Source organism: Pediococcus pentosaceus (assembly GCF_001437285.1).
Classification (GTDB): domain Bacteria; phylum Bacillota; class Bacilli; order Lactobacillales; family Lactobacillaceae; genus Pediococcus; species Pediococcus pentosaceus.
The window spans coordinates 235,008-261,015 of record NZ_JQBF01000001.1 but is presented as its reverse complement, the minus strand read 5'-3'; the positions used below and the strand labels follow the sequence as shown (position 1 = coordinate 261,015).

The following is a 26,008-nucleotide window of genomic DNA, read 5'->3' as shown; positions in this document are numbered from 1 at the left end:
ATAAGCCTACTCGAAGTGGTTAATGTTTTAGTTCGCTGGCTAATGCTTCCATATCTTGAATTTCTTTAATCGTTGCACCTTTATTTTTCTACAATTCAAACTATAATTTTTCCCATTATCACTAACCCCATTCCAATTAGAGCACCAATTGTTATAAATACTGTTACTATCAATTCTCCCTTAGAGAGGAAATATTCGTGTCCATTATTTTTACGAGCCCGACCATAAAAATAAATTCCAGGGATGTATGCAATAAAACATAGCAATAAATAACTTAACCCTGCCATTAAAATGCCTATTACTTCAAACAACAAGGCTAGGACACCAATTACCAATTGTTGCTGATTTCCTTTTTCATGGATATGTGTCCACGAATATTTAATCTGGTAAGCTGCAACCAGGATATAACACACAATCACCGCTGCGGTACAAAGAGAATAAGCAAAATTGTATGCTTTAGTTGTAAAAAATAGGGTGAATAAGAAAATCTGTATTAATCCAGCCGTTAAAATTAAGGCAAAGGTGGGAGCTTTTTTATCATTAATTTTCCCAAAATATTCTGGTAATAGTTTTTGCTTTGCCATCAATAACATTGTCTCGGCTGGTAACATCGTCCAGGAAAGCCATGCACCTAGGATTGATACAATTAATCCAATTCCAATGAAGTATCCACCCCAAGTACCAACCATCTTTTCAAATATATATAGCATGGCTGGTTGTTTAATCGTTGCCAACTGTTCTTGGGTTAAATATCCATATGGTAAAACTGATGCCAAAATGTAGATAACTAGCAAGCTAATTAAACCCAAAATGGTTGCTTTTCCCGCATCCGATTTCTTTTCGGCTCGTGCCGATAGTATTGAGGCACCTTCAATTCCAACAAAAACCCACATCATTACCATCATGCAGTTCTTAACTTGACCTATAACATCTCCACCAACAAAATTATTATTCATATTATTCCAAAAGGCATGCGTAAACATTCCGCCTTTAAAAAGAATAATTCCAAATACAATAAATACAAATAAAGGAATCAATTTGCATACGGTTACAATTGTATTAATTATGGCAGCACCTTCGATGCCACGGTTAACTAAATATGTCAGTCCCCATGAAAAGATACTTGCAATTAGAATTAATGGTAAGTTTCGTTCTGACCTAAGAATTGGGAAAAAATAACCTATTGTGCTCATTAGAAAAGTTGCAAATGCCACACTGCCCAGCCATGCTGACAACCAATATCCCCAACCACTAATAAAACCCATGAAAGGACCAAATCCTTTCTTGGGATAGGAAAATATTCCCTCTAGCTCTGGTTCTTTTAATAATAAGTTATTTAACGATAAAGCCAGCATCATAACACCCAAACCAACAATAAACCACGTAATTAAAACCGGTCCCGGCGCTGCAGCCCTCGCAAGATCTGACATAATTCCAAAAACACCACTACCAATAGATGAACTAATCACTAGGGCACTCAAAGTTAATAAGCCTATTTTCTCATTTTTCTCTGTCATTCAAATTACTCCCAAAAATTTTAATTAGTTATTTGATATACGTGATGCTTCAGAATATTTATCTAAATTCTTCGTAACTTAAATTAGTGTCCAATACCCTATATAATCAAAAAAATCATATTTCGTCTTAATTTCTTAGGCAAATTATACTTTTAACCTGCTTAATTAGCTCACAACAATTGTTCCATTAACTACCAAATAAATGGCAATCAAACTGAGAATCAAAATCATCCCCATCATACCTTTCTCTTTACCAGTTAAAGTACGTTTATTTTCTTTCGTTGCTTGATAATAGATAATGAATCCTGGGATGAAACTGATAGAGACTAACAAAATTTGTTGCCAACCAGATAGCACCATGCAGGCAAACTGGAATAAAGCTGCAATTAAGCCAATTGTCCACTGTCCCCATTGCTTTTCCTTGTAGCTGTATTTCATTTGATACAATCCCACAAATAGGTAGGAGAATAGAATAGCTGCTGAAGCTAATGAATAAGCAAAATTATAAGCTTCGGAGGTGAATAGCAATGAGAATAAGAAAATAGTTTGTAGAACCGCTGTAATCATTAGTGACGTTGTTGGAGCTTTTCTTTCATTTAATTTACCCCAAACTTTTGGCATAACCTTATCTTTAGCAATTAACATTGTAGTTTCAGCTGGTAACATCGTCCACGATAACCATGAGATAACCGTAGAAATGATCAAACCTATATTAATAATCATTGCGCCCCAACTACCAACAATTAATTGTAAATCATTTCCTAAAGCTGGTTGTTCAGCACCCGCCAACTGGGCACGTGTTAGTGTTCCGTAAGGGATAATTGAAATCATGACATAAATTATCAGAAGTAAAACAAAGCCGATAATCGTGGCTTGCTGAGCTTGACTTCTAGTTTTAGCACGATGGCCCATAACTGAAGCACCTTCAACACCAATGAATACCCAAATTAAAGTTGATAATGTTCCCTTCAATTGTTCAAAAATTGATCCGGTTGTAGTTCCTTTGGAAAAGTTATTGGTAACGTTTCCCCAAAAATCAGTTGTAAACATGTGACCTTTAAAGAAAATAATTACAATGATAATAAACAAAACTAGTGGAATTATCTTAAAGAAAGTTCCAATGGTGTTAACAAACGAAGCACTTTCTACCCCACGATTGACGAGTAGAGTTAAAGCCCAACAGAAAATAATTGCTACAATTATTGATGGTAAGTTTTGGCCACCCTTGAAAGCCGGTAAAAAAGTTCCAATCGCGCTCATCAGCATGGTTGCAAAAGCAATATTTCCAAGCCAAGCTGAAAGCCAGTAAGCCCATCCAGAAATGAATTCACCTAATGGACCAAATCCAGCTCCCGCATAACTAAAAATTCCTGCTTCTAAATCGGGGCGTTTTTCAGATAAATTATTTAATGATAAAACTAAGAACAAAAAACCAATCCCAACAAACAACCAAGACAATAATGCTGGTCCTGGTGCGGCAGCAGCGGCAACCGCATTGGTAATTCCAAATATTCCGGTTCCAATACAAGAGCTAACAATTAAGGCGGTTAAGCCTAGTCGCCCAATTCCGTTTTTATTTTCCATGTTCTTCACTCCATTCTTAAATTTAATAAAAATGGCAAAAGTAAACTGTCTACTATTTTCTAGTACCACAGTTCACTTCTGCCATAAAATTATTTTTAGATGTCTTCACGAACAATTGGGCAGGACATGCACCGTGGACCGCCACGTCCGCGAGATAATTCACTTGAACGAACCTCATGGACCAGGATACCGTGTTGACGTAGTAAGTCGTTCGATACGTAATTTCTGTCGTAAGTTACAACAACGCCAGGAGCGATTGATAACGTATTTGAACCATCATTCCATTGTTCTCTTGGAGCCACAATTGAATCACCATTACCAGTAGGAATTAAGTCAATTTCAGACTTATTAAGAGCCTTCTTCAAGACTTCCTTAATGTCTGTATGATGTTCCATTGTAATCTCACCATCTTTACCAGGATGAAGTACCCAGTTATCAACTTTTCCATCACCAGTTAAAATTGCTGGATGTACTGTAAATTGTTCATAATTAATCATCGTAAATACTGTATCCAAATGCATCATTGCATGATTATGAGGTATTGAAATTGCAATAATCGTGTCATAATTAGAATCTTTGAATAAATTACGAGCGATATCTTCAATTGCATTCGCTGTCGTACGTTGAGAGATACCAATTGCTAATACATGATCATTTAAAACTAATTCATCCCCACCTTCAATATGGGTACGATGATTACGGTCTCGCCATACCTTGACTTTTCCAGCAAAGCGAGGATTGTAGTTCATGATATATTCGGTAATTAAGGACTCCCGCATGCGTGCTTCAAAAGTCATCTTGTTGATAGATAACCCATCTCCAATTGATGCTTGGGGATCGCGAGTAAAGTATGCGTTAGGCATTGGGTCCATTAAGAAAGGCCAATCTGTATTCTCAGAAACGGATTGTAAGTCAGGAGTAACAATATTAACATCGCTTGCTCGTACCCCTTCAATAATTTGATTAATCATCATCTGAGGATCCATTGCGTAAAGATATTCCATTAAAGCGTCATGGATTACTCCAACTGCATAGCCAGATTCAGCAATCATTCTATTTAAGAATTCTTTTCTTACTCCATCGTCACTTAAAGCATCAGCTGCCAATTTTTCAAAATAAATCACTTCAATCCCTTGATCTGTCAAGGTCTTAGCAAAAAAGTCATGTTCTTTTTGAGCGATTGGTAGATATGGAATATCATCAAACAATAATCTTTCCATCGAATCCGGGGTAATATTTTCAATTTCTTTACCCGGACGATGTAACATAACTGTCTTAAGTTTTCCGATTTCTGAAGTTACATGAATTGCGTTCGCCACTATAATCACACTCCTATTCTTATTTTTTCTACCTGGTACTTAAATAAATTATTTAGCCGTGAATTACTGTACCTAAATTACCTTTCAAAGCGTCATCCAAACCATTTAATGAGGTAATAATTGCTTCACGTTCAGGGTGTCCCTTAACAAAAGATAAGCATGCCTGTACTTTTGGTAGCATACTTCCAGCTGCAAATTGTCCGTCATCCATGTACTTTTGGGCTTCTTCAACGCTTAGTTGCTTGAGTACTTTTTGTTCTGGCTTATTATAGTTAACGTAAACATAGTCAACAGCTGTGAGAATAATTAATTTATCGGCATCGATGTTATCAGCTAGCAAGGCGCTCGAACGATCTTTATCAATTACAGCTGGTACTCCCTTTAAGCCAGTTTCAGTTTTAATGACTGGAACGCCACCACCACCGCCAGCGATTACCAAATCACCGTGTTCGACAAGCGTTTTAATACTATTGATTTCAATAATTGATTTTGGTAATGGAGAAGCTACAACTTGGCGATATCCACGTCCTGCATCTTCGACAAATGTATATCCTTTTTCAGCTTCAATTTGTGCGGCTTGTTCTTTGCTGTAGAAATCACCCACTGGTTTAGTCGGTTTTTGAAAAGCAGTATCATCTTGGTCAACTTCAATTTGAGTTATAGTTGTCACAACATTTTTATCCATGTTTCGTTTTGCAAGTTCATTTTGTAAACTTTGTTGTAGATGATACCCTATATAACCCTGACTCATTGCCCCACACTCTGGGAACGGAAAAGCTGCTGTTTTACCATGTTCGGCGGCGTAGTTCATCCCAAGATTGATTTGCCCAACTTGAGGACCATTCCCATGACTAATTACTACTTGATGATCATCACGTACCAAACCAATCAATGATGCAGCCGTATTTTTCACTAACTGTAACTGTTCCTCAGGGCTCTTTCCTAAAGCATTGCCACCTAAGGCAACCACCATTTTTGACATAAACTCGCCCTCCTTAGTCACCTAAAGTTGCAACCATGACAGCTTTAATTGTGTGCATCCGATTTTCAGCTTCTTGGAATACAACTGATTGACTACTTTCAAAGACTTCATCAGTAACTTCCATTTCAGATAGACCATATTTTTCTTCAATCTTTTTACCAATTGATGTGTCTGTATTGTGGAATGCAGGCAGACAGTGTTCAAAGATTGCATTTGGATTTTCGGTAGCTTCCATCACTTCTTTAGTTACTTGATATGGCTTCAATAATTTAATACGCTTTTGCCACATTTCATCTGGTTCACCCATTGATACCCATACATCGGTATAGATAACATCCATATTCTTAACACCAGCTTTAACGTCATTTTCAACAACGATTTTACCGCCCGTTTTAGCAGCAATTGCGTTAGCTTTGTCTAAGACGTCCTTGGTTGGTTCAAGTTCTTTAGGGGTTACAACGTGATATTCCATTCCCATTACAGCAGCACCTAGCATCAAAGCATTAGATACGTTGTCTTGACCGTCTCCAACAAAAGCAAATTTAATATCTTTATATTCTTTCTTCAAAACTTCCTTAGCCGTTAGGAAATCAGCTAAAACTTGAGTTGGGTGATCTTCATCAGTTAGACCATTCCATACAGGAACACCTGAATATTCAGCTAACGTTTCTGCTGAGCGTTGTGAGAATCCACGATATTCAATCCCATCAAACATACCACCCAAGACACGAGCTGTATCTTTAACTGATTCTTTGTAGCCAATGTGTGAGCCTGAAGGACCAAGATAAGTTACGTGAGCGCCTTCATCTTTAGCACCAACTTCAAAAGCACAACGTGTTCGAGTTGAATCTTTTTCAAAAATCAAAGCGATATTCTTGCCAGCCAAGCGATTACCTTCATAGCCAGCATATTTAGCTTTCTTTAAATCCTCAGCTAAATTAAGCATGTATTCCATTTCACGAGTACTAAAATCTGATAAGGTTAAAAAACTGCGGTTACGTAAGTTAAATGACATTTTAACGTCCTCCTCTATATTTGATTACGTGTTTAATTCTAGCAAGCGCTTTCACAAAGCTTCAGTGATCAATTGATTTTCTTAAAAATTAATATTATTTTTATTTAAAACGTTTTCATAAATGAATATTTTTTGAATAAAATCACTTATTTTTTGAATAAATATTTTATATAACAAAAAAATTGTCATTTTTTTCATTTTTATATCTTATTATTGTATAATTCATAAAGTATCATATAACTTCAAAAAACTTCAAAAGGAGATCCGACTATGAACTTTTATTTACTATCAGACGATGAATCAAGTGTTTCCATCGTTCAAAATATTATTGAATCGGATTTTAGCAACTCACTAGTTGGAGTTAATTTCGATGTTGATAGTGCCTATGACGATTTATTACAACTAAGAGTCGACGTAATGATCATCAATTGCTTAGAAATTTTTCCAGAAGGGCTAAATTTGATCAAACGTCTCGCTCAAGTCCACATCAAACCTCACTTTATTGTGGTGGGACCTCATAATGAAGCCTATAAAGACGAAGCTTATCGTGTAGGAATTGACGCTTATTTAGATTATCCTTTTAATCATCTGGAGTTTAAAAATATTACGAAGCTAGTGGGTTCTTACTGCCAAGTAGTTGATAAAATGGCTGAAATTAACAAATTAACGTCTGGAATTGCCACACCATTTAATCGACCACAATCTAAGCATCGTCTTCGAACCGATCGAATCCATTCAATCCTCCGCTTTTTAGGGATTGCTTCTGAAAACGGTTGTGATGATATCTTACGGATTGCTAAAGTTATGGTCGATCAAAATATTCCTTTCTCAAAGATTGATTTTCAAGAAAGTCTTTCTTTAAATGAACATGAGAAAAAAAGTGCCTTTCAAAGAATTCGGCGTGCCTTACGTGTTGGTATTTGCAATTTAGCCGGTATGTGTATTGAATATCCCGAAAATGAAGTTCTGCTAGAATATGCCAACAGTTTATTTGATTTCCAGAACGTTTATAATGAAATGCAAAGAATTCGAGAAGTCGGAGCCCAACGCGGTCAAATCTCGATTCAACATTTCTTCGATGGATTATTACAAGAGAGTTATCGCGAAGACACATAGTAAAAATATGACCCTAAAATAAAATTTATTCCCAATACTAGTTAAAAATTTCTTCAGTCCATAAAAAAAGAACCCAACTAAATTAAATATAGTTAAGTTCTTCAAATAGTTTAAAAGATCAATTTTATTAAATAAAAAACATGGTACAAGTAGGATAAATTACAAGTATCATGCCTAAATTGAATGTATAAAACTAGATGCTCCCCATTTTAACTCGGGGAGTTTTTTTATGACTTTAATTCCAATGTCTTAGTTTAAATATTATAAAATTCGCTTTAATTCTTCGACTTCTTCACCAAATAGTTTAAATGCTTGATCAAGATAGTCACGTTTGGTTACATCTACCCCAGCCTGTTTAACTATTTCGACCGGATAATTACTTGCTCCGGCTGATAAGAATTTCTTATAGTTTTCCAATGCACCAGGTTTACCAGAAATAATATCATCGGCTAAAGCGGTTGCGATGGCTTTAGATGTAGCGTATTGGTAAACATAATAATCGTAATAGAAATGAGGAATTTGCGCCCAAGTATCGTCTTTCCAAGGTAAATCTGTTACAGCATCTCCATTATATTCTTTGAACAATCCGTTAAATTTATCAGCCATCAAATCGGGGGTAAGGGTCGTTCCTTTGGCATCTTCTGTATAAATAAAATGCTCAAATTCCGCAAAAAGAGTTTGACGATAAACCGTGCCAATAAAGTTGTCCACATCTTGTGTTAAAATAAATGCTTTAATTTGAGGATCATCAGCATATTTTTCTAACATATAATGGTTTAATAAGCTTTCGTTTAAAGTTGAAGCAATTTCAGCAATAAAGATTGGATATTGTGAATACCAGAAAGGTTGGGCCTTATCCGTGTAAACACTCTGAAGTGCGTGGCCCGATTCATGGGCTAACGTTGAAGTACTATCATAAATATCATTCCAATTTAGTAAGATATATGGATGCACTCCATAAACGTCGTCCTCATAGCCCCCACTACGTTTCCCTTTATTTTCAGCTGCATCAATCCAACGTTGTTCAAATTCCTCTTGCAAATAATTTTGATAATCTTTGCCTAACGGAGCCAAGGCTGCCATCGTAACCTTTTTGCCTTCTTCAAATGCCAAACTTAACTTAGCATCTGCAACCAAAGGAACATGTCGATCAAATTGATACATATGATCTAATCCTAAGTATGCTTTTCGGAAAGCATAATAATCATGCATCAAATCCAGATGTTCATGTGTCGTATTAATCAACGTATCGTAAACGGCTTCTGGAATTTTTTGATCAGCCAAATTCATCTGACGTGCACTATCAAAATGCCTAATTGTGGCTAAAATATTTTGGGCATGAACGTGGCTTTTAAGGGTAGCACCAAAGGTATTCCGCATTGAACGGTACGCCTTAGCAACTTGTTTACTAGCACGCATTCGCATGTCCTGATCTGCTGAAGTAGCAAATTCACTGGCTGTAGCATTAGTTAATTGAACTTCTTCGCCATTTTCATCTTTAATCATTCCAAAATCTAAATCAGCGTCATCTAATTTCGAAGAAATGTCTGAAGCATCATCAATCGCCGGTTGAAGTTGAGCCAACAATTTTTCTTCAGCAGGAGTAAGGGTATGGGCAGCTTGCTCTTGAATTCGACGTAAATTAAATTCATATCGTTTTAATTCTGGCTTATCATCTAAAAATTGATCTAATTGCGCTGCTGATAGTTGCGTTATTTTAGGATCATAAAATGATACGGCTGCTTCCCACTTATTAACAATTAATAATGCTTGATTCATCAAATCGTTCCCATGTGGGTCAGCAGTATCACCATCATTAACCCGAGCCGCATATCCATAAACTTTCATAAGGAGTTCTTCACTCTCATAAAGTAATTCAGTTAATGCTAATAGTTGTGTAGCACTCTCGGTCATATGTCTAGAATTGGCTTGAATTTCAACAATTTGTTTTTCAACTTGTTGAATGGCCTTTTTAAAATCTGCTTCAGTTGTAAAAATATCGGTGACGTTCCAAGTTAACGCTTCCGGAACCTCTGCCCGTGTTAGTTGTTTTTTTGCCATGTAAAATCCTCCTAATACTATTGCCTTTTATTTTACAACTTCCGAAACTATACACAACTTAAGGCACTTAATTAACTGATAAGGGGCGTGCATTGTGTTGAACTAGGATTTGATTAATCTTAGTAATATCGAAACCCTCTAACGTCGCTAAATTTTGAGTCGTCGGATCTGATTTTAAAAGTTCTCCTAATGTGACTGATAAATTGTGCGGGTGATAAGTCAACACGGCCGCTAAGCATGTTGATAACATCCGGTCGTCTCCTCTTTTAATTTCCCAGTTATTTGCGATTTCATCTGTTAATTTAGGTACTAATTCTTCCAGATTCATTGATGGGTAAAACCAAAAGTTTAAAGCTCGATCTCTTAGATACTCATCAATTTCCCATTCGTCACTCTCCCGTGCTTCAAATGTATCATCGATTCCTCGAGCTATAATTTCAGCTAATTGATACTTACCCGCTGGTATTTTATCCATTCCAATTAAATTTGTTGCAGCTTTTTTTAGTTCATTTAAATTGCTATTAGTTTTAATCATGATTGTACCCCTCCATTATTAGATTGCTTACGCTTTCATTGTATAACATTTTCAAGGAATAACTATCTTAATATGAAACTTTCCAAACTATATCAAACAAAAAACTGTAGCCGAGCTTGATCGCCCTGCTACAGTTTTTATCATCTACCGTGTTTCTTTTTTCATCACATGTCCTACGATGAAAGTAATTCCATAAGATATGAATAAAATTACAGCGACAATCATATATGGAATGTGAGTATTGTAATCCATCAACATTCCGGCAATAATTGGTCCGATGACGTTCCCCACACTAGTTAAAGACATGTTTAATCCATTAATTAAGCCTTGATTGTCTTTGCCTTCCTTAGTTAATAAGGTGGTGATGGCCGGACGTAAAACATCGAAGGCAGAGAAAACTACTAATGTAGCAATGATTACTTCAATTTGAGTATGAGCTTGGGTAATCCAAAAAACAAAAATTGCTCCAATTAAGAAGCATGCCCCAATCAGTCTCACTTCACCCATTTTCCGCACCAAGAAATCAAAGATAAACACTTGCAAAATCAACGAGAAAATCCCATTAAAAGTCAATACTAGTGCAATCGTTCCTAAACTAAAATTGAAGACTTGGTTAACGTAGATGCTATAAATACTTTCGAATCCCTGTAACCCAAAGGCTGCTACAAAAATCATCGTAAATAGAATTACTAGCGGTGCCGTCATGACACTCTTCAAAGCATTCGGCTTAGTAAACTTGGTCATTTCCGTTTCTTCTATTTTCACTTCAGTCTTCGGCATTACCAAATACGTAAATAATGTTGAAACCAGCCCTAAGGCTGCAGCCGCCCAAAACGGCACTTTATAATGGATATTTGCTAATACACCACCGAGCCCTGGTCCTAAAATTAGTCCCCCACTAAATGCGGCTGAAATCCAACCAATTACCTTAGCCCTTTGCGCCGTAGTGGTAACATCAGATGCTAAAGCCATCGACGTTGGAATAAACAAAGCGGCTGAAATGCCACCAACAACTCTGGATACGTTAAATAGTAATAACGAATTTGATAAAGCAAAGATTACTTCCGAAACGGCGTAGAAAAATAATCCCGCTACAATCAGTGGCTTACGTCCAATTTTATCTGAAACTCGTCCAACTAATGGAGAAGCGATAAATTGCGAGAAAGCAAACAATGCCGTCATAATTCCCATTTGAGTAGTAGTATAACCGTAATGATTCTTAATAAATGGTGTGACGGGTATGACTAGACCAATCCCCAAACAAATTAAGAAGTTTCCAGCAATTAAGATATATAATGTCTTTCTGTTTTTTTCACTCATTGTAATTCATCTCCTTCGTTATCTGATACATTCTTTCATGATAACACTCAATGAATAAAAAAGCTCAAGCTCATTACCTATATCTTACGGAGACCATAATTACCAGTCCAAATTCACCTTGGTAATTTCACCGTTATTAAAAGCTTTAACTTGTCCATCATCCAACTTTACGACGATATTTCCATACTCGTTAATATCCGTTGCAATCCCCTTTACTTGTTTCGTTCCGACTTGTAAGGTAACTGGCTTACCAATTACGATTGACATTTTTCGATACTCGGACAAAAAGCTGCCATCTAAATAATTTTGCCAATTATCTACAATCGTATTAATTAATTGGGCGGCGATTAGATTACGATCAATGTTCGGTTCATTTTTAGCAACAATGGCTCCCGCTTTTTGTTGTAATTCTTCTGGAAATTCAGGCGTGGTTAAGTTAATTCCCACCCCAATTACAAACGCTTGCGTAGAAGCAGATTCTACTTCGGTAATTGCCTCAGTAATAATTCCTGCTACCTTTCGTTGATTCATTAAAATGTCGTTAACCCATTTCAATTTAAATTCACGTTCAGGGAAGAAATCTTTAAATGTTTGTGCAATCACATAGGCAACCCCAGTAGTTATTAAGCCCACCTGGTTAATTTCAAAAGTGGGCTTAGGGATAACTATGCTAAAGTAAAGTCCTTGTTCTTTGGGTGAGTAAAAACTACGTCCTCTTCGTCCGTATCCTTGCGTTTGCTGCTCGCTAATCACAGCAAATGCCTTTTCGACTTGGTGAGTAGCGAGATAGTTTTTAGCATACATTTGAGTTGAATCGACTTGCTCTTCAACAGCAACATGATCAACACTTTTATTTTTATAAAAATTAATGACTACTTCATCCAACTTAGAGCTACTTTCATATTTGTAACCTAGATTTTTCTGACTTTGGATTTGGTGACCGCGTTTCTTTAATAGGTTAATATTTTTCCAAATCGTTTCGCGGGTAACGCCTAGACTATCTGCTATTTCATTTCCAGATACCCAACGATCTCGATCTTTCAATAATTCTAATAAAACTTTTTGGCTTGTTTTATTCCCCATCTTATAACCACCCTTAATCTATTTAACTAGTTTAAGTGTACTATCTTCTCCAATCGATTGGCTATGATAATTACTAAAATAGCTTTGATTGTATCACCTGGGATAAATAATAAAGTAGAAAACATGGCCGTTGAAAGTGGCATGGGTGCTTGAATCGCTAACCAGAACGCACCAAATACATCAATAAAAACTGCTCCTCCAAGCCAAACAGAAAGTAAACTAAGTATTAATTGATTCTTAATTTTGCCTTTCAAAGCATTCTTGATTAAATTAATTACTAGTGGCGCAAACAACCAAGCCACTAAATAGCCCCCGGTAGCTCCTAAAAATACTACGGCGCCACCTAAACCACCGGAAAGGATTGGCAATCCCAAACTTACTAATAATAAAAATATTCCTACTGATAACGTTCCATATCTAGTACCTAGCATGTCACCAGCCATCATTACTCCCATATTTTGTAAGACAATGGGAACTGGAATTAACAAGAGCGGAATTCTAGGCATCAGCCCCATCACAATCGTTAAAGCTGTTATCATTGCTGCTAAAGTCATCATTTTTACTGCACTTTGGTTGCTTCTCTCCATTTTTAAAACCTACCTTCTTTAATTTTGAAACAAATTCATTATATATAATAGTAACCTATTTTTATATAACAAGGTTACTATTACAGATTTTTTAATCGGTTAATTTCAAAATTTTTAGGTCTAAACCGTGTTGGAGATTACTTTTTACTCATAATTTTGGTGTGAGCTATTCCTTTCTTCATTCTTTGACAAAATCTTTTCAATTGTCACTTCTAAAATTAATGATCTATCCGTTGTACAAAAAAACGAATTAAAGCAGCATTCAAACTACTCTAATTCGGTTTCGGTTTTTAATTTATTAAATTACATTTCGTTCAAAAGGTTGGTCACTGATACCGTCATCCAAAATCTTTTTCGCCCATTCTTTAGCTGAAAATAGTGAATGATCACGGTAATTACCACAACTGTAGATGTCCGTACCTGGTACATCTTCCCACTTAGTAACATTTGCGATTTCTTCTAGTGCACCCTTCAATGCTTTAGCAACTTCTGTGGTTGTAGGTTCTCCCCAAGCAATCAAATGGAAACCTGTTCGACATCCGAATGGAGAACAGTCGATAATTCCATCCATTCGATCTCGCAATAATCCAGCTAGCAAATGTTCAATCGTATGTAGTCCTGCAGTGGGAATCGCATTTTCGTTTGGTTGAACTAAACGTAAATCGAAATTAGAAATCTTATCGCCCTTATTCCCCGTTTCAACTGTAATTAAACGTACGTACGGAGCCTTTACCTTTGTGTGATCCAATTCAAAGCTTTCTACTTTTGCCATAAAAACATCCCCCTATTCATCGGTATCTATGTCCTATTTTAGAACAACTCGATCCTGATATAAATTAAAAAATTCATTTAAAAATCGTCCTGGCTAATGTTATGCATCAAATGATAACTGACCATCATTTTTTGCAAAGGACGGAGATTAACAACGGGGAGGTAACTAGGCATTCTAACCCGATTAAATTCACGTCCAGTTACATCTTGATAGATAGAATATAATAACAAAATACATACAAAAATTAGCGGAAATCCTGCAACCGTACAGATTGCTTGAACGACCTCAAATCCACCTACTATAACAATTCCTAACGAGAAAATAATAAACACGATGACCCAAGCCATTCGATTCCATCGGCTAGGTTGGCGACCATGCGACAAGTCTAGACTGGTGAATGATGAAACAATAAATGCGGAAGAAGAAATCGTCGTTGCTAAGAAGATAAAACATGAAACACAGAAAAGAATTAGCATCAATTTATTCATCGGCAAAGTTGTAATCAATGCTGCTTGAACTGCTGCTTGTCCTTGTGTATTCAAAATGTGCACGATGTTTAAAGTGCCTGATTGTTGAAGCCATAGAGCATAGCCCCCTAAAACTGCATAAAATGAAATACAGCCACCGACTCCATAAGTCATCATCCCTAAAACAACTTGGCGAATCGTCTTACCATGCGAGATCCGGGCAATAAATAACCCCATTACCGGCATGTAGGCTAACCACCAACCCCAATAAAACAGGGTTTGATGTTGAGCAAAACCATTGGTGCCAGCATTAGCTTTATTAAAGGAAAGCGCAGTAAAATGTTGCGCCATTAATTTCAAGGTTTGACCTTCTGAGCCCACTAAAAATTTAGTTGGACCAGCTACTAAAACAATTGCTAAGAAAATAATTGCCAAATAAATGTGCCATGCTGATAGTTTTTTAATTCCCTTATTTAAACCTGCGTACACGGTTAACGTAAATAAAATCAATAAAATAAAGAATAAAAATAGTTTTAAATAAATCGTATCTTTAATACCTACGATAATACTTAAAACACGTGCAATCACGGGAATTTCCATTCCAATCGAAGAACCAATTCCGCCCATGATCCCAAAAACGACTAAGAAATCAATTAGTTGACGTAAAACTTTTTTGTATAATTGATCGCCCTTCAAGAGGGGAATTACAGTACTTAATCGCATTACTGGAATTTTTTTTACATACATTGTATAAGCAATAGCAATGGTGGCAGTTGCAAACATCATCCATGCCATCGGCCCCCAATTAAACTCGCCCACTACGTTAGCATAGGCAAACGCTTGGGTCGATAATGGCTTCGCGCCAAATGCCGGGTGCTGAAGGTATTGCAATGGATCAGTTGCACTTAACATCAAAATACTTGCATCAATTGCAGTTGCAAAAACCATGCTTCCCCATTGAAAACCACTATAGTCTTTAGCTGGATCAGCCTTTCCGAATCTGATTTTACCGTATTTACTAAAAATCAAAACGATAAAAAACATGAAATTGATGACATAAATTGAGATATACAACCACTCGTATTTGCTTGTAACGAATGACAACAACGCGTTCATTAATTGCTGAACGGCTGGGCCGCCTGTGATGAGGATGATTGATACAACCCCAAATAACACCATTGTTGGTAAAAAGACAGCTCGATCGACATTCTTACTGTGTAAGATAAAAAATTCCTCCCATATTTTCAAAAAATTGGTACAAAAAAAGCAACACCATTGGCGTATTAAGTTCACACCTGCATGGCGTTGCTCGATCGGATTGCTCCGAAATTCGTCATACCTGTTACTTTCATGTTACTACTATTAATTTAAATATCAAATTAGGCTAGATTTGTTTGATTACTCTGGCAGGATTTCCCGCAATTACCACATTGTCCCCAAAACTCTTTGTTACCACTGATCCAGCACCCACGACGACGTTATTGCCCAAAGTTACCCCAGGTAAAACGGTCACTCGTCCTCCAAACCAACAGCTATTACCAATTGTAATTGGAGCACCTAATTCTACATCAGCATTTCTCTTAACGGGATCAAGTGGATGAATAGGAGTATACAGCCCCACGTTAGGACCAAAATAACAGTGTTCACCAATCGTAATTGGACACGTATCAAGGAAAGTCATATCGTAGTTGCCATAAAAATGATTACCAATGTGAATATTCCATCCATAATCAAATTTGAATTCACTCTCGACAAAGAAATCGTCATCTACATCACCTAGTAGTTTTTTAAAGCCACCATTACGTTTCTCATTGTCTGTTTCGTTGTTAATCACTTGTAATTGTTGACGGATGAACTTTCGACGACCAATTAATTCAGCATCAAACTGCTGGTAAGGTTCTCCAGCAGTCATTTTTTCTCGTTCAGTTCTTGTCATATTTACGCGCTTCCTTCTTTAAATTAGCCCTTCTTGTTGCAACCCTGCCTGCGCTACCAAGTTAATAAAATTAAATGGTCGATCGTAGTATGGTTGGAATAACATATCCACAAATGCTAAATCTTTCAGCGTATTTTGATTCTGAATTGCTAAAGACATTGTATTAGCCAATTGAGAAACATTATGTTCACTAAAGAATTGGGCCCCCAGAACTTTTAAACTGTCCTGTTCATAAACAATTATACTGTTTATTTTTTCCGTTGTCGGCATAAATTCTGGACGATAATTGTCCTCATAGCTGATATATTTGACCTTTAAACCAGCATCTAAAGCTCGTTGATAGGTTAAACCGGTAGTAGCTAATGTATAACCAAACAATTGTAAGCCTGATGTTCCTTGCGAACCTATTTCAGGCCAACGATTACCGAAAATATTAATACCAACTAATTTACCTTGGCGAATTGCATTCGTCGCCAATGGGATATAGCTATCTGTATCCGTCGGATTGTAATGTACAGTACGAGCATCTCCTGCCGCGTAAATATCCGGATCAGAAGTTTGTCCATATTCGTTAGTTAAAATTGCACCATTACGACTCATTTTAACCTGCCCCTCTAACAAATTAGTTACCGGGATGAAGCCTTTTGAAACAATCGCTACGTCAACTTCTTCATTTTGATCATGAATGGTAGTAACCAGTAAGGAGTCCTTTTGATCCGTGAATGATGCGACTTTACTATTAAGTTTAACTTTGACCCCGTGATCTTCCAGGATTTCAACTAACATTTTGCTCAGCTGTACATCCACGTAATTATTTAAAATCACATCATGACTATGGTATAAGGTTACTTGACAACCTAAATCAGACAAGCTTTCTGCTAACTCTGCGTTAACATATCCCCCACCAATTAATGCAACTCGCTGGTGGGGTTTTAAAACTTGGTGTAAAGTCTGCGCTTGTTCATAGTTTTTACATAGCATTACTCGTTTATGATTAATGCCTTTAATTGGAGGTAAGGTCACTGCTGAACCCGTGCACATCACTAATTTATCGTAATGTTCACGACGAATACTATAGTCTTCCATGTTTTGTACCAAAATCTCTTTTTGATTTCGGTCAATTTTTAGAACATCATGTCGCAGGTTCACCCGAATTTTTTCTGAACGGAGATCCTCTGCATCATCATACATCATGTCTTCTAGCCGTTTTACGCGACCATTCAGATACAATGCGATTCCACATGATAAGAAAGAGATATTATTATTACGTTCATAAATATCTACCTCCGTATCCGGATTTTGTCGTAAGATTTCTCTCACTGCTGCTGTACCAGCATGGGTACACCCGATGATTGCTACTTTCATTTTGCCTCCTACTTGTTTTATACTGGACTTACTTGTTAAGAATTTTTTACACGATTCCAGATGCTTTATATTTTAATTTTAGACTGGATTAAGACTTTGTAAATGCTTTAATAAGGAAAATTAGCAAACTAACCACGCCAAATTTCAAGGAGTTTACTTAATGCTTAGATTTTTTATCCAACCGCAGTTAAATACGATTGTTGATTCAGTAATTGGTTACGAGATGCTGATCAAAGAATACCGCGATGGGACCTGGCGAATGCCTGCTTCTTTTTCAGCAATTCCAGCCCATGATATGGCAGAATTACTGATTGCAACTGCTAAAGAATTATCTCTTAAAGTTGGTTCAGTTTCATTTAATGTTGATCGTAACCAAATTCTTGATGATCAACTAATTCACGCTTTAATTGCCGCCCAGACAGTTTTACGTCCAGTTAAATTAATTATCGAATTAATTGAAAATGATGTTAAACCCTCGGTGTCTGATGAGCAATTAATTGAAGTTGTTACGCAATTGAATGACTTTGGAATCCAATTTTGTCTCGATGACGTTGGTAGCGGGATTAATACATGGCCTGCAGTTAAGCCTCTACTACCATACACTCGTGAACTTAAATACGCTCTCCAAAATTATAAAGAGCATTTGGATGAATCCGCCGCTGAAAATCACGTTACCTTTTGGCAAAACCTAGCAACTAAACATCAAATGCGTTTCATTTTGGAAGGTATCGAAGATGATAATGATGATGCTTGGGCCGATTCTATGAATATCGATTTACGCCAAGGATACTACTATGGCCGCCCTACACTAATGAAAATACATCCCGATGATCCCGATTAACTTATGTAAAGAAAAACCGCGTTGCGAGACACAATCGTAACACGGTTTTTTATTTAGTTTCTATTCGATTTCAATTCCGGAAGTCTTTTCACCACTGGCCTTAGGTAAGGTAATTGATAAAACTCCATTATCAACTTTAGCCTTAATATCTTCAGCCTTAACTCTTGGTAATTCGTAACTTCTCCGCATGATACCATAGCTTCGTTCGGTCATCGTAACATTATGCTTTTCATCTTCATGATCAGCAAAACTATCTTTCTTCACTTCCACATTTAGCACGCCATCTTGATAATCCAATTTAATATCTTTTTTATCAATTCCTGGCACATCGATTTTAACTTTGTAATCAGTATCTGATTCACTCACGTCGGTCTTCAATGTTTTTGAGGTTCCATCCCAGCCGTTGTTGAAAAATCCGCGCGATAAACGGTCAAAAAATGGATCCCACATATCATTCCTACGATTCATCATTTCATTAGCCATAAAAACAAAACCCCTTTCTAAATGATTGGTGAAGTTCTTCGCTTCATCCTTACACCTATAATGTTAGTCACATTATAGTATTATGTCAATTACTTTACTCAAGAAAATGTTTTCAATAAAAAAGACTTACCCAAGAACAAGATATTGTCCATTGCATAAGTCTTTATCTATAATTGTAGATTTAGTTTTCAGTATTGATTCTTTCTGGGAACCAAATCTTAATTTCTTTTTCAGCGCTTTCTACACTATCTGAACTATGAACTACATTCTTAATAGGACCAGGCCCCCATGCTCTGGCAAAGTCACCGCGAATCGTTCCGGACATTGCTTCACTCGGATTAGTTGGACCAGCCATTTTACGGAAGGTGTCGATAATTTCATTGCCTTCAGCAATAATGGCCACAATTGGACCACTTGTCATAAATTTTTCAATGTCGGCGTAATATGGTTTATCTACTAATTGTGAGTAATGTTGACGTAACTGTTCTTCCGTTGCGTTTACCATCTTTAAGGCTTTGATTTCATAACGACGATTTTCAATTCGTGAAATCACATGACCGATATGTCCACATTGAACTCCGTCTGGTTTAACTAAAATTAGTGATTTTTCTGTACTCATTGGCAAATCCCCCATTGGTTTTATATGCCAATTATATACTAGAGAACGCCTAGTTTACACGTAATATGGAATGTAAGCCTTTTACTAAAAAAATTTTTACTTAATCTTTAACGCCAACGCGTTCAATGCCACAATAACGGTTGAAAGTGACATTAACACCGCTCCAACTGCCGGACTAAGGACGAATCCAATCGGAGCCAAAATTCCAGCTGCTAGTGGAATTGCAAACAAGTTATATCCAGCTCCCCACCAGAGGTTTTGAACCATTTTAGCATTGGTTGCTTGAGCTAATTTCAAGAAGTTCAAGATATCACTTGGATCACTGTGCACAAGGACTACATCAGCGGAATCAATTGCGACGTCCGTTCCGGCTCCAATGGCAATTCCAATGTTTGCTTTAGCAAGGCTAGGCGCATCGTTGATGCCGTCCCCTACCATAATTACTTTTCCTTGCTCTTGATATTTTTCAAGTGCCTTTAGTTTGTCTTCTGGTAATAATTCTCCATGCCATTCATCAATTTGAAGGCTTGCCGCAATTTTTTGCGCTGTTTGTTGGTTATCTCCCGTCAACATTACCGGAATATAACCCAATTGCTTTAGTTCTTTAATAAAGGAAACTGCATTTTCCTTTATTTGGTCGCCTTCAGCTAATCCACCTAAAACTTGATTTTCTCTTACTAGGAATGAAACTGAATTACCAGCTGTGCTCCATTTCTCAAAATCATTTGTATCAAACTTAATCTCTTTTTGTTTCAAATAAGGGGCGTTCACAATCTGATACTTCTGACCTTCGATTGTACCTGTTAAACCAATCCCTTTTTGAGCTGAAACATCATGAGCTGTTTTAATTGTTTGCTTCAGCTTTTTAGCTGCTGCTTTAATACCAGTTGCTAAAGGATGATCGGAATGGTCTTCTAAGCTAGCCATCAGTGCTAGAATATCATCTTGGTTTAAATCGTCAGCATAACTCTTAACTGCGTTAACCGTGAATTTACCTTCTGTTAATGTACCAGTTTTATCCATCAGGACGTATTTAACTTTTTTAGCTTCTTCAATCGATTGACGGTTACGAACTAGTAAACCATTGGTGGCCGCAATACTGGTACTTCGTGCAACTACTAATGGAATTGCTAGACCTAAAGCATGCGGACAAGCAATAATAAAGACCGTCACCATTCGTTCAAATGCCACATCCAAGCCTTGTGGTAACCAAGCCACAAACGCAATCACACCAACAATTAGAGCCGCATAGAATAACCATGAAGCTACTTTATCAGCCAAACTTTCAGCTTTGGATTTAGATTTTTGAGCGTCACTAACTAACTTCATTACTTGTGATAGATAGCCACTTTCGCCAGTTCCAGTAACCTTAACTTCGATAACTCCGTCTCCGTTAACTGCTCCACCAATTACTTGACTACCTTCTTTTTTATCGATTAAACGTGCTTCACCAGTTACTAAAGATTCATTTACTTTAGTTGAACCTGAAACTACGTCACCATCAGTTGGAATTTGTTCTCCTGCAAGTACGCGGACCGTTTGGCCAACTTCAACATCGCTCAAATCCATATCCATGACATGATCTCCATGTAAAACATGCGCTTGACTAGGTAAAAGTGCGGCCATTTTTTCAACTGCAGAGCCTGCGGCCATCACTGAATTCATTTCTACCCAGTGCCCTAGAAGCATAATTACAATTAGTGTTGCAAGTTCCCAAAAGAAGTCCATTACATGACCGCTAGGATTAATCCATTGATTCATTATAAATGCATAAAGCGAATAGCCATATGCTACGGTAATTCCCATCGCAATTAAAGTCATCATTGCGGGTGCTTTTGATTTTAACTCACTGACTGCCCCAGTCAAAAAAGGCTTACCCCCATAGAAGAATAAGAAGGTTGCTAAGATTAAGACAATATAATCAGAACCGGTAAAACTAATCGGCAATTTCAAGTCGCCAATTCTAAAATCCATTCCCATAAATGGCGATAATAATAGAATTGGAATAGTAGCAATTAAGCTTACCCAAAATAATTGTTTTAGATTCCCCATGTGCATCATATGTCCATCGCCCATGCCATGCATATCGTGCATGTCATGTTGATGTCCACTCATCTCATGATGCATCTGGGAATGATCCATTTTTGAATGGTCCATGTGCTCTTCATTCATTTGCTTATGATTCATGTTACATATCCTCCATCTTACAATCCATATCACAGTCTTCTGGCAAACAATTACAGCTCACCTTATCCGGTGCTGTTTGTGCCTTTTCCTCCAACTTACCAATTAACATTTGAATGTCACTTTTAGATAATTCAATTTGATCAATTAAATTAGCTAAAGTAGTTCCTACCTTATGTTGGCAAAGATGGACAAAAAGGGATTTAGAAGCATTATCCATTGCAACTTGTTCTTCAATCATGGGCTGATAAATAAATTCTCGTCCATTTTTACTGGTTCTTAAAGCCCCTTTTTTTACTAACCGCCCTAAATAAGTTTTAGTGGTGGAAGCTTTCCATCCCAACTTCTCTTCCAAAATTTCGATAATTTGATGACTCGTAGCCTTTTGGAGCGTCCATATTACTCGCATTGTTTCCCATTCTGATTGACTAATTTCAATTTCATCACTGGTATTCAAACTATATCCTCCAATCTGTTTACAAATGTAATCTTTAAATATAGACTACATTTGTAAACTTAAAAAGTCAAGAAAAAAGACCTCGATTTCCATCGGGTCTTAATTAATTAAGATGAAGTTTTAATTTTATTCTAGATTAGTTCTTGAGCGTTGAATGATAATAATAGCTATGATAACTAATACTGCACCGATTAATTCTACGACGTTAAAAGGATGGCCTAGGAATAGTAAACTCAACACAAAAGTCACGACCGGCTGGACAGCATCCAAAATACTTACAACGGCAGATGGGGCAAATTTCAAACTGTGTAATAAAGCCCAGAAAGGTAAAATAGTTCCCACTAGAATTACCGTTGCCATTGAAACCATTAACTGTGGTGTCAGAGCTGGTGTATTTACCCAAACTGGTTGATGAATATTAAATAATATACTACCGATAATTAGTGCCCATCCTAAAACAATCATTGGCGGATGGTTTTTAGTTACTGGTTTAGGAAGTACAACATAAAATGCAGCTGTAATTCCTGAAAGAATTCCCCAAATCAATGCTTTATTAGAAATAGCTAGTTCATGGATGTTTCCATGTGTTATTGCCAAGAAAACACCTGCCATTGCGATTACGAAAGCAATCACATCGCTTCGCATCGGGCGAACACGCTGAAATACTAAGCTCCCCAAAACAATAAATAAGGGGCTTAAATACTGAAGAATGGTTGATGCTGACGCATTACCTTCTTGAACACTAATATAGAAAGTTAATAAATTAGCCATTAAACCAAAAATAGCATACGCTAACAACCATAAAACGGTTTTAACTGATTTAAAAACATCAAAAATTTGCATCCGATACTTAATAAAACTGATAACAATTAATACTAAACCAGCACCTAATGTTCTAGCAGATAAAAACCAGGAAGCTGGAATACTCTCTCCTTGAGAAATAACTTCCAATACCGTTCCAGAAATCCCCCACATACAAGACGCTAAAAGGGCCCAAAAAATTCCTTTACCAATATGCTTGTTCAAAACTTCTTTTTCCATCAAAAACCTCACATACATTTTTCTAATATATTTAAGTATACCTAAAAAGTTATAGGCTATAAAGTATATTCGTGTCACATTTCCTAACACCGTGTATTTTTTTGCTAATATAAAAAAACAGGAGTAATCTCCTGCTTTTATTACATTTTGATAATTATTCAGTTGTTCCCTTAATAATTTCAAGGATTGAGTTAATGTGTTCTAGAGTTTTAACAAAGTCGTCTTTTCCGAATTTGCTAGCAACCACATCAAGCATTTCTCTAAAAATACGGTCATTTTCCTCATATAAATCGATTCCTTTTTGAGTTAATTTGAGGTATTTTTTTCGACGATCTTGTTTATCATTATTTTGTTCGACTAGGCCAAGGTCCAATAAAGTTCCAATTTTTCTTGAAATGGCACTCTTGGTAACCTCTTGCGCATCAGCGATTGAGCTCAATGTAATTGCTTCACCATCAGCTTGCTTAATAAAATGCATAATCATGAACATATCGAAAGATACTTGTGGATCTGACATTTTACTTTCTAAAAGCGTACCGATTAGTTTTATACTTTTGTTATACGTTTGAGCAATAAACGTAATATCAGCTTGTTTCATTTTCTTCCTCCCGATTCTAGCTTTCCCAGCCGTTTACATAGTTAAATATTAATAGACTCACAGAACTTGTCAACGCAAATATTAATTATTGATGACATATCGTGTTCTTTTGTTCACTTACTTTTAATGAATGACCCTTTAAAACGAGTAATTGTTCTACTAATACTTATTTTAAAACAATTGTGAAGGTAATATCAAATTCATATTAAAACGTTTTAACCCTTCATACTAAGAAACTATGATACTTTACCCATATCATAGCTTCTGATAATCCTAATATAATTTACTTACTTGTTCTTGGATAGCATCATGATTTAAAAACTCATCATAAGTTGTTTCAGCACGATCAACCGAACCTTTATCAGAAACTTCGATAATATGATCCGCAATTGTTTGAATAAACTCATGATCATGGGAGGTCATGATAATAGAACTCTTGTAACTAGTCAATCCCTCATTTAATGCGGTAATTGATTCCAAATCTAAATGATTGGTAGGGTCATCTAGGATTAAAACATTAGCCTTGCTCAACATTGTTTTTGAAATCATGCAGCGGACTTTTTCTCCACCAGAGAGTTTAGTAACATTTTTTAGTACATCTTCCCCTGAGAAAAGCATCTTACCTAGAAAACCGCGGAGAAAAGTATTATCACTTTCTTCTTTAGGTGCATATTGGCGTAGCCATTCCAAAATATCAAAACGATCGTCTTCAAAATAACTGTTAATATCACGCGGAATATAACTACGTTCAGTAGTTTGTCCCCAAGTTACTGAACCGCTATCTGGTTCCATTTCTCCAGCTAGAATCTGCATCAAGACTGTTGTAGCTAAGTCATTTTGACTCAAAATTGCGGCCTTCTCACCAGGGCGAACGGTGAAAGTAATATTATCTAGAATTTTCACACCATCAATTGACTTGCTAACCTTGTCCACCCGAACAAGATCATTACCTAATTCGCGGGCTGGTTCAAAACGAATAAAAGGATATTTACGTGAAGAAGGTTTGATATCGTCTAAAGTAATCTTATCTAATTGCTTCTTACGGGAAGTGGCTTGTTTAGATTTTGAAGCATTAGCACTAAAACGAGCAACGAATTCTTGTAATTCTTTGATTTGTTCTTCTTTTTTAGCATTAGCATTTTCACGAAGACGTTTGGCTAAAGCACTAGATTCCATCCAGAAATCATAGTTACCAACGAAAAGTTCAATCTTACCAAAGTCGACATCACACATCATCGTACAAACCGAGTTTAAGAAGTGACGGTCATGGGATACAACGATTACGGTATTTGGAAAGTCAGCTAAGAAATCTTCTAACCAACTAATTGATTTTGGATCAAGTCCGTTAGTAGGTTCATCTAAAATCAAAATGTCTGGTTTCCCAAACAAAGCTTGTCCCAAAAGCACTTTAATTCGTTGACCTTCGGTTAATTCGCTCATCTTACTGTCATGCAGACTTTCGTCAATGCCTAGCTGTTGAAGTAATTGTGATGCTTCTGCTTCAGCATTCCAACCATCCATTTCAGCAAATTCAGCCTCTAAGTTAGCAGCTTTCATCCCATCTTCTTCAGTAAAATCCGCTTTAGCATATAAAGCATCCTTAGCTTGCATTACTTCGTATAACTTTTTATAACCTTGAATTACAGTATTCATTACGGTAAATTCTTCAAAAGCATAATGGTCCTGATTTAAACTCGACATCCGTTCATTAGGCGAAATACTAACGTTACCAGAAGTTGGTTGAAGTTTACCTTCTAATATTTTTAAAAATGTTGATTTACCAGCACCATTAGCTCCAATAATTCCGTAACAGTTGCCGGGAGTGAATTTTAAATTAACATCGCTATACAATTTTCGGTCAGAGAATTGCATGCTCATATCATTTACAGTTATCATTTAGTTCCTCCATTTTGTAGACAAAAGAAAAAGAGGCAAAACAATGTCTTGTCCCAATTTCTACCAGTCTGTTTAATTTAACATACCTACTATCCTTGAACAACCTTATTGTTTAGGATATTTAATTAAAATGGCTTTTATATTTTATTAACACACAATTTTTTAGTCCCTCTGCATTAAAGACAAAGGGCTCACTTTAACCATTTGTATGTCACCCATTAGCCATAAAA

The 26,008-nt window shown here is 36.6% G+C and carries 23 protein-coding genes; 2 read left to right on the top strand and 21 right to left on the bottom strand.

Annotated elements, in window-relative coordinates; all coding sequences use genetic code 11:
• Nucleotides 1-95: 95 nt before the first annotated feature.
• The 5 genes from arcD to argF form a co-directional block, all read right to left on the bottom strand.
• A complete protein-coding gene (gene arcD, locus IV86_RS01255) occupies nucleotides 96-1,517 on the bottom strand; it encodes an arginine-ornithine antiporter (RefSeq protein WP_056979302.1) in 1,422 nt (473 codons plus the stop codon).
• Between the two features lie 165 nt (nucleotides 1,518-1,682).
• On the bottom strand, nucleotides 1,683-3,101 hold the full coding sequence (locus IV86_RS01250) for a basic amino acid/polyamine antiporter (protein ID WP_002832947.1): 1,419 nt from the start codon (nucleotides 3,099-3,101) through the stop codon (nucleotides 1,683-1,685).
• Nucleotides 3,102-3,196: 95 nt separating this feature from the next.
• Complete coding sequence (gene arcA / locus IV86_RS01245) at nucleotides 3,197-4,420, bottom strand: arginine deiminase (protein WP_002832946.1); 1,224 nt, start codon at nucleotides 4,418-4,420, stop codon at nucleotides 3,197-3,199.
• A gap of 52 nt (nucleotides 4,421-4,472) precedes the next feature.
• Nucleotides 4,473-5,402, bottom strand: coding sequence for a carbamate kinase (gene arcC / locus IV86_RS01240; protein WP_011673772.1), 930 nt, complete (start codon nucleotides 5,400-5,402; stop codon nucleotides 4,473-4,475).
• A 13-nt stretch (nucleotides 5,403-5,415) separates the two neighbouring features.
• Nucleotides 5,416-6,417, bottom strand: coding sequence for an ornithine carbamoyltransferase (gene argF / locus IV86_RS01235; protein WP_002832944.1), 1,002 nt, complete (start codon nucleotides 6,415-6,417; stop codon nucleotides 5,416-5,418).
• A gap of 270 nt (nucleotides 6,418-6,687) precedes the next feature.
• On the opposite strand from argF, the gene IV86_RS01230 reads away from it, so the two are divergent.
• Entirely contained in the window at nucleotides 6,688-7,533 is an 846-nt protein-coding gene (locus IV86_RS01230; RefSeq protein ID WP_011673773.1) for a DNA-binding domain-containing protein, read from the top strand.
• Between the two features lie 261 nt (nucleotides 7,534-7,794).
• Here IV86_RS01230 and pepF read toward each other — a convergent pair whose 3' ends face one another.
• From pepF to IV86_RS01185, 9 genes are all read right to left on the bottom strand, one after another.
• On the bottom strand, nucleotides 7,795-9,594 hold the full coding sequence (pepF, locus tag IV86_RS01225; protein ID WP_002832942.1) for an oligoendopeptidase F: 1,800 nt from the start codon (nucleotides 9,592-9,594) through the stop codon (nucleotides 7,795-7,797).
• Between the two features lie 67 nt (nucleotides 9,595-9,661).
• Complete coding sequence (locus tag IV86_RS01220; protein ID WP_002832941.1) at nucleotides 9,662-10,129, bottom strand: hypothetical protein; 468 nt, start codon at nucleotides 10,127-10,129, stop codon at nucleotides 9,662-9,664.
• A gap of 144 nt (nucleotides 10,130-10,273) precedes the next feature.
• A complete protein-coding gene (locus IV86_RS01215) occupies nucleotides 10,274-11,449 on the bottom strand; it encodes an MFS transporter (RefSeq protein WP_011673776.1) in 1,176 nt (391 codons plus the stop codon).
• A gap of 99 nt (nucleotides 11,450-11,548) precedes the next feature.
• Nucleotides 11,549-12,532, bottom strand: a complete 984-nt coding sequence (locus IV86_RS01210) for a biotin--[acetyl-CoA-carboxylase] ligase (RefSeq protein ID WP_002832939.1) — start codon at nucleotides 12,530-12,532, stop codon at nucleotides 11,549-11,551.
• A 26-nt stretch (nucleotides 12,533-12,558) separates the two neighbouring features.
• Nucleotides 12,559-13,119: a biotin transporter BioY gene (locus tag IV86_RS01205; protein ID WP_029258151.1), complete on the bottom strand. Its 561-nt coding sequence runs from the start codon at nucleotides 13,117-13,119 to the stop codon at nucleotides 12,559-12,561.
• Between the two features lie 298 nt (nucleotides 13,120-13,417).
• Nucleotides 13,418-13,891 (bottom strand): S-ribosylhomocysteine lyase, encoded by a 474-nt coding sequence (locus IV86_RS01200; RefSeq protein WP_002832935.1) that lies wholly within the window; start codon nucleotides 13,889-13,891, stop codon nucleotides 13,418-13,420.
• A 77-nt stretch (nucleotides 13,892-13,968) separates the two neighbouring features.
• On the bottom strand, nucleotides 13,969-15,537 hold the full coding sequence (locus tag IV86_RS01195; protein WP_002832934.1) for a BCCT family transporter: 1,569 nt from the start codon (nucleotides 15,535-15,537) through the stop codon (nucleotides 13,969-13,971).
• A 205-nt stretch (nucleotides 15,538-15,742) separates the two neighbouring features.
• Entirely contained in the window at nucleotides 15,743-16,294 is a 552-nt protein-coding gene (locus tag IV86_RS01190) for a sugar O-acetyltransferase (RefSeq protein ID WP_002832933.1), read from the bottom strand.
• An 18-nt stretch (nucleotides 16,295-16,312) separates the two neighbouring features.
• Nucleotides 16,313-17,659 (bottom strand): FAD-dependent oxidoreductase, encoded by a 1,347-nt coding sequence (locus IV86_RS01185; RefSeq protein ID WP_002832932.1) that lies wholly within the window; start codon nucleotides 17,657-17,659, stop codon nucleotides 16,313-16,315.
• Between the two features lie 160 nt (nucleotides 17,660-17,819).
• On the opposite strand from IV86_RS01185, the gene IV86_RS01180 reads away from it, so the two are divergent.
• Nucleotides 17,820-18,500, top strand: a complete 681-nt coding sequence (locus IV86_RS01180; RefSeq protein ID WP_002832931.1) for an EAL domain-containing protein — start codon at nucleotides 17,820-17,822, stop codon at nucleotides 18,498-18,500.
• A 60-nt stretch (nucleotides 18,501-18,560) separates the two neighbouring features.
• Here the strand turns inward: IV86_RS01180 and IV86_RS01175 are convergent, their stop codons facing one another.
• From IV86_RS01175 to IV86_RS01145, 7 genes are all read right to left on the bottom strand, one after another.
• Nucleotides 18,561-18,983, bottom strand: a complete 423-nt coding sequence (locus IV86_RS01175; protein ID WP_002832930.1) for an Hsp20/alpha crystallin family protein — start codon at nucleotides 18,981-18,983, stop codon at nucleotides 18,561-18,563.
• 181 nt (nucleotides 18,984-19,164) lie between these two features.
• Nucleotides 19,165-19,602 carry a nucleoside-diphosphate kinase gene (ndk, locus tag IV86_RS01170; RefSeq protein WP_023440769.1) on the bottom strand — a complete coding sequence of 146 codons (438 nt, stop codon included), beginning with the start codon at nucleotides 19,600-19,602 and terminating at the stop codon, nucleotides 19,165-19,167.
• A 96-nt stretch (nucleotides 19,603-19,698) separates the two neighbouring features.
• Entirely contained in the window at nucleotides 19,699-21,789 is a 2,091-nt protein-coding gene (locus IV86_RS01165; protein WP_002832928.1) for a heavy metal translocating P-type ATPase, read from the bottom strand.
• 1 nt (nucleotide 21,790) lies between these two features.
• Nucleotides 21,791-22,243 (bottom strand): CopY/TcrY family copper transport repressor, encoded by a 453-nt coding sequence (locus tag IV86_RS01160; RefSeq protein ID WP_002832927.1) that lies wholly within the window; start codon nucleotides 22,241-22,243, stop codon nucleotides 21,791-21,793.
• 126 nt (nucleotides 22,244-22,369) lie between these two features.
• Nucleotides 22,370-23,284 (bottom strand): DMT family transporter, encoded by a 915-nt coding sequence (locus tag IV86_RS01155; protein WP_056979301.1) that lies wholly within the window; start codon nucleotides 23,282-23,284, stop codon nucleotides 22,370-22,372.
• A 154-nt stretch (nucleotides 23,285-23,438) separates the two neighbouring features.
• A complete protein-coding gene (locus IV86_RS01150) occupies nucleotides 23,439-23,882 on the bottom strand; it encodes a MarR family winged helix-turn-helix transcriptional regulator (protein ID WP_002832925.1) in 444 nt (147 codons plus the stop codon).
• 273 nt (nucleotides 23,883-24,155) lie between these two features.
• Nucleotides 24,156-25,778: an ABC-F family ATP-binding cassette domain-containing protein gene (locus IV86_RS01145; RefSeq protein ID WP_011673785.1), complete on the bottom strand. Its 1,623-nt coding sequence runs from the start codon at nucleotides 25,776-25,778 to the stop codon at nucleotides 24,156-24,158.
• Nucleotides 25,779-26,008: the final 230 nt, after the last annotated feature.

What these genes read in the sequence shown, in the direction of transcription:
- IV86_RS01195 (WP_002832934.1), bottom strand. Translation starts at nt 15,537, where the DNA reads ATGGTGTTATTTGGGGTTGTATCAATCATCCTCATCACAGGCGGCCCA.
- pepF (WP_002832942.1), bottom strand. Translation starts at nt 9,594, where the DNA reads ATGGCAAAAAAACAACTAACACGGGCAGAGGTTCCGGAAGCGTTAACT.
- arcD (WP_056979302.1), bottom strand. Translation starts at nt 1,517, where the DNA reads ATGACAGAGAAAAATGAGAAAATAGGCTTATTAACTTTGAGTGCCCTA.
- ndk (WP_023440769.1), bottom strand. Translation starts at nt 19,602, where the DNA reads ATGAGTACAGAAAAATCACTAATTTTAGTTAAACCAGACGGAGTTCAA.
- IV86_RS01200 (WP_002832935.1), bottom strand. Translation starts at nt 13,891, where the DNA reads ATGGCAAAAGTAGAAAGCTTTGAATTGGATCACACAAAGGTAAAGGCT.
- IV86_RS01250 (WP_002832947.1), bottom strand. Translation starts at nt 3,101, where the DNA reads ATGGAAAATAAAAACGGAATTGGGCGACTAGGCTTAACCGCCTTAATT.
- IV86_RS01145 (WP_011673785.1), bottom strand. Translation starts at nt 25,778, where the DNA reads ATGATAACTGTAAATGATATGAGCATGCAATTCTCTGACCGAAAATTG.
- IV86_RS01175 (WP_002832930.1), bottom strand. Translation starts at nt 18,983, where the DNA reads ATGGCTAATGAAATGATGAATCGTAGGAATGATATGTGGGATCCATTT.
- arcC (WP_011673772.1), bottom strand. Translation starts at nt 5,402, where the DNA reads ATGTCAAAAATGGTGGTTGCCTTAGGTGGCAATGCTTTAGGAAAGAGC.
- IV86_RS01190 (WP_002832933.1), bottom strand. Translation starts at nt 16,294, where the DNA reads ATGACAAGAACTGAACGAGAAAAAATGACTGCTGGAGAACCTTACCAG.
- IV86_RS01185 (WP_002832932.1), bottom strand. Translation starts at nt 17,659, where the DNA reads ATGAAAGTAGCAATCATCGGGTGTACCCATGCTGGTACAGCAGCAGTG.
- IV86_RS01205 (WP_029258151.1), bottom strand. Translation starts at nt 13,119, where the DNA reads ATGGAGAGAAGCAACCAAAGTGCAGTAAAAATGATGACTTTAGCAGCA.
- IV86_RS01180 (WP_002832931.1), top strand. Translation starts at nt 17,820, where the DNA reads ATGCTTAGATTTTTTATCCAACCGCAGTTAAATACGATTGTTGATTCA.
- IV86_RS01215 (WP_011673776.1), bottom strand. Translation starts at nt 11,449, where the DNA reads ATGAGTGAAAAAAACAGAAAGACATTATATATCTTAATTGCTGGAAAC.
- argF (WP_002832944.1), bottom strand. Translation starts at nt 6,417, where the DNA reads ATGTCATTTAACTTACGTAACCGCAGTTTTTTAACCTTATCAGATTTT.
- IV86_RS01150 (WP_002832925.1), bottom strand. Translation starts at nt 23,882, where the DNA reads ATGAAACAAGCTGATATTACGTTTATTGCTCAAACGTATAACAAAAGT.
- IV86_RS01165 (WP_002832928.1), bottom strand. Translation starts at nt 21,789, where the DNA reads ATGAATCATAAGCAAATGAATGAAGAGCACATGGACCATTCAAAAATG.
- IV86_RS01210 (WP_002832939.1), bottom strand. Translation starts at nt 12,532, where the DNA reads ATGGGGAATAAAACAAGCCAAAAAGTTTTATTAGAATTATTGAAAGAT.
- IV86_RS01230 (WP_011673773.1), top strand. Translation starts at nt 6,688, where the DNA reads ATGAACTTTTATTTACTATCAGACGATGAATCAAGTGTTTCCATCGTT.
- IV86_RS01220 (WP_002832941.1), bottom strand. Translation starts at nt 10,129, where the DNA reads ATGATTAAAACTAATAGCAATTTAAATGAACTAAAAAAAGCTGCAACA.
- IV86_RS01155 (WP_056979301.1), bottom strand. Translation starts at nt 23,284, where the DNA reads ATGGAAAAAGAAGTTTTGAACAAGCATATTGGTAAAGGAATTTTTTGG.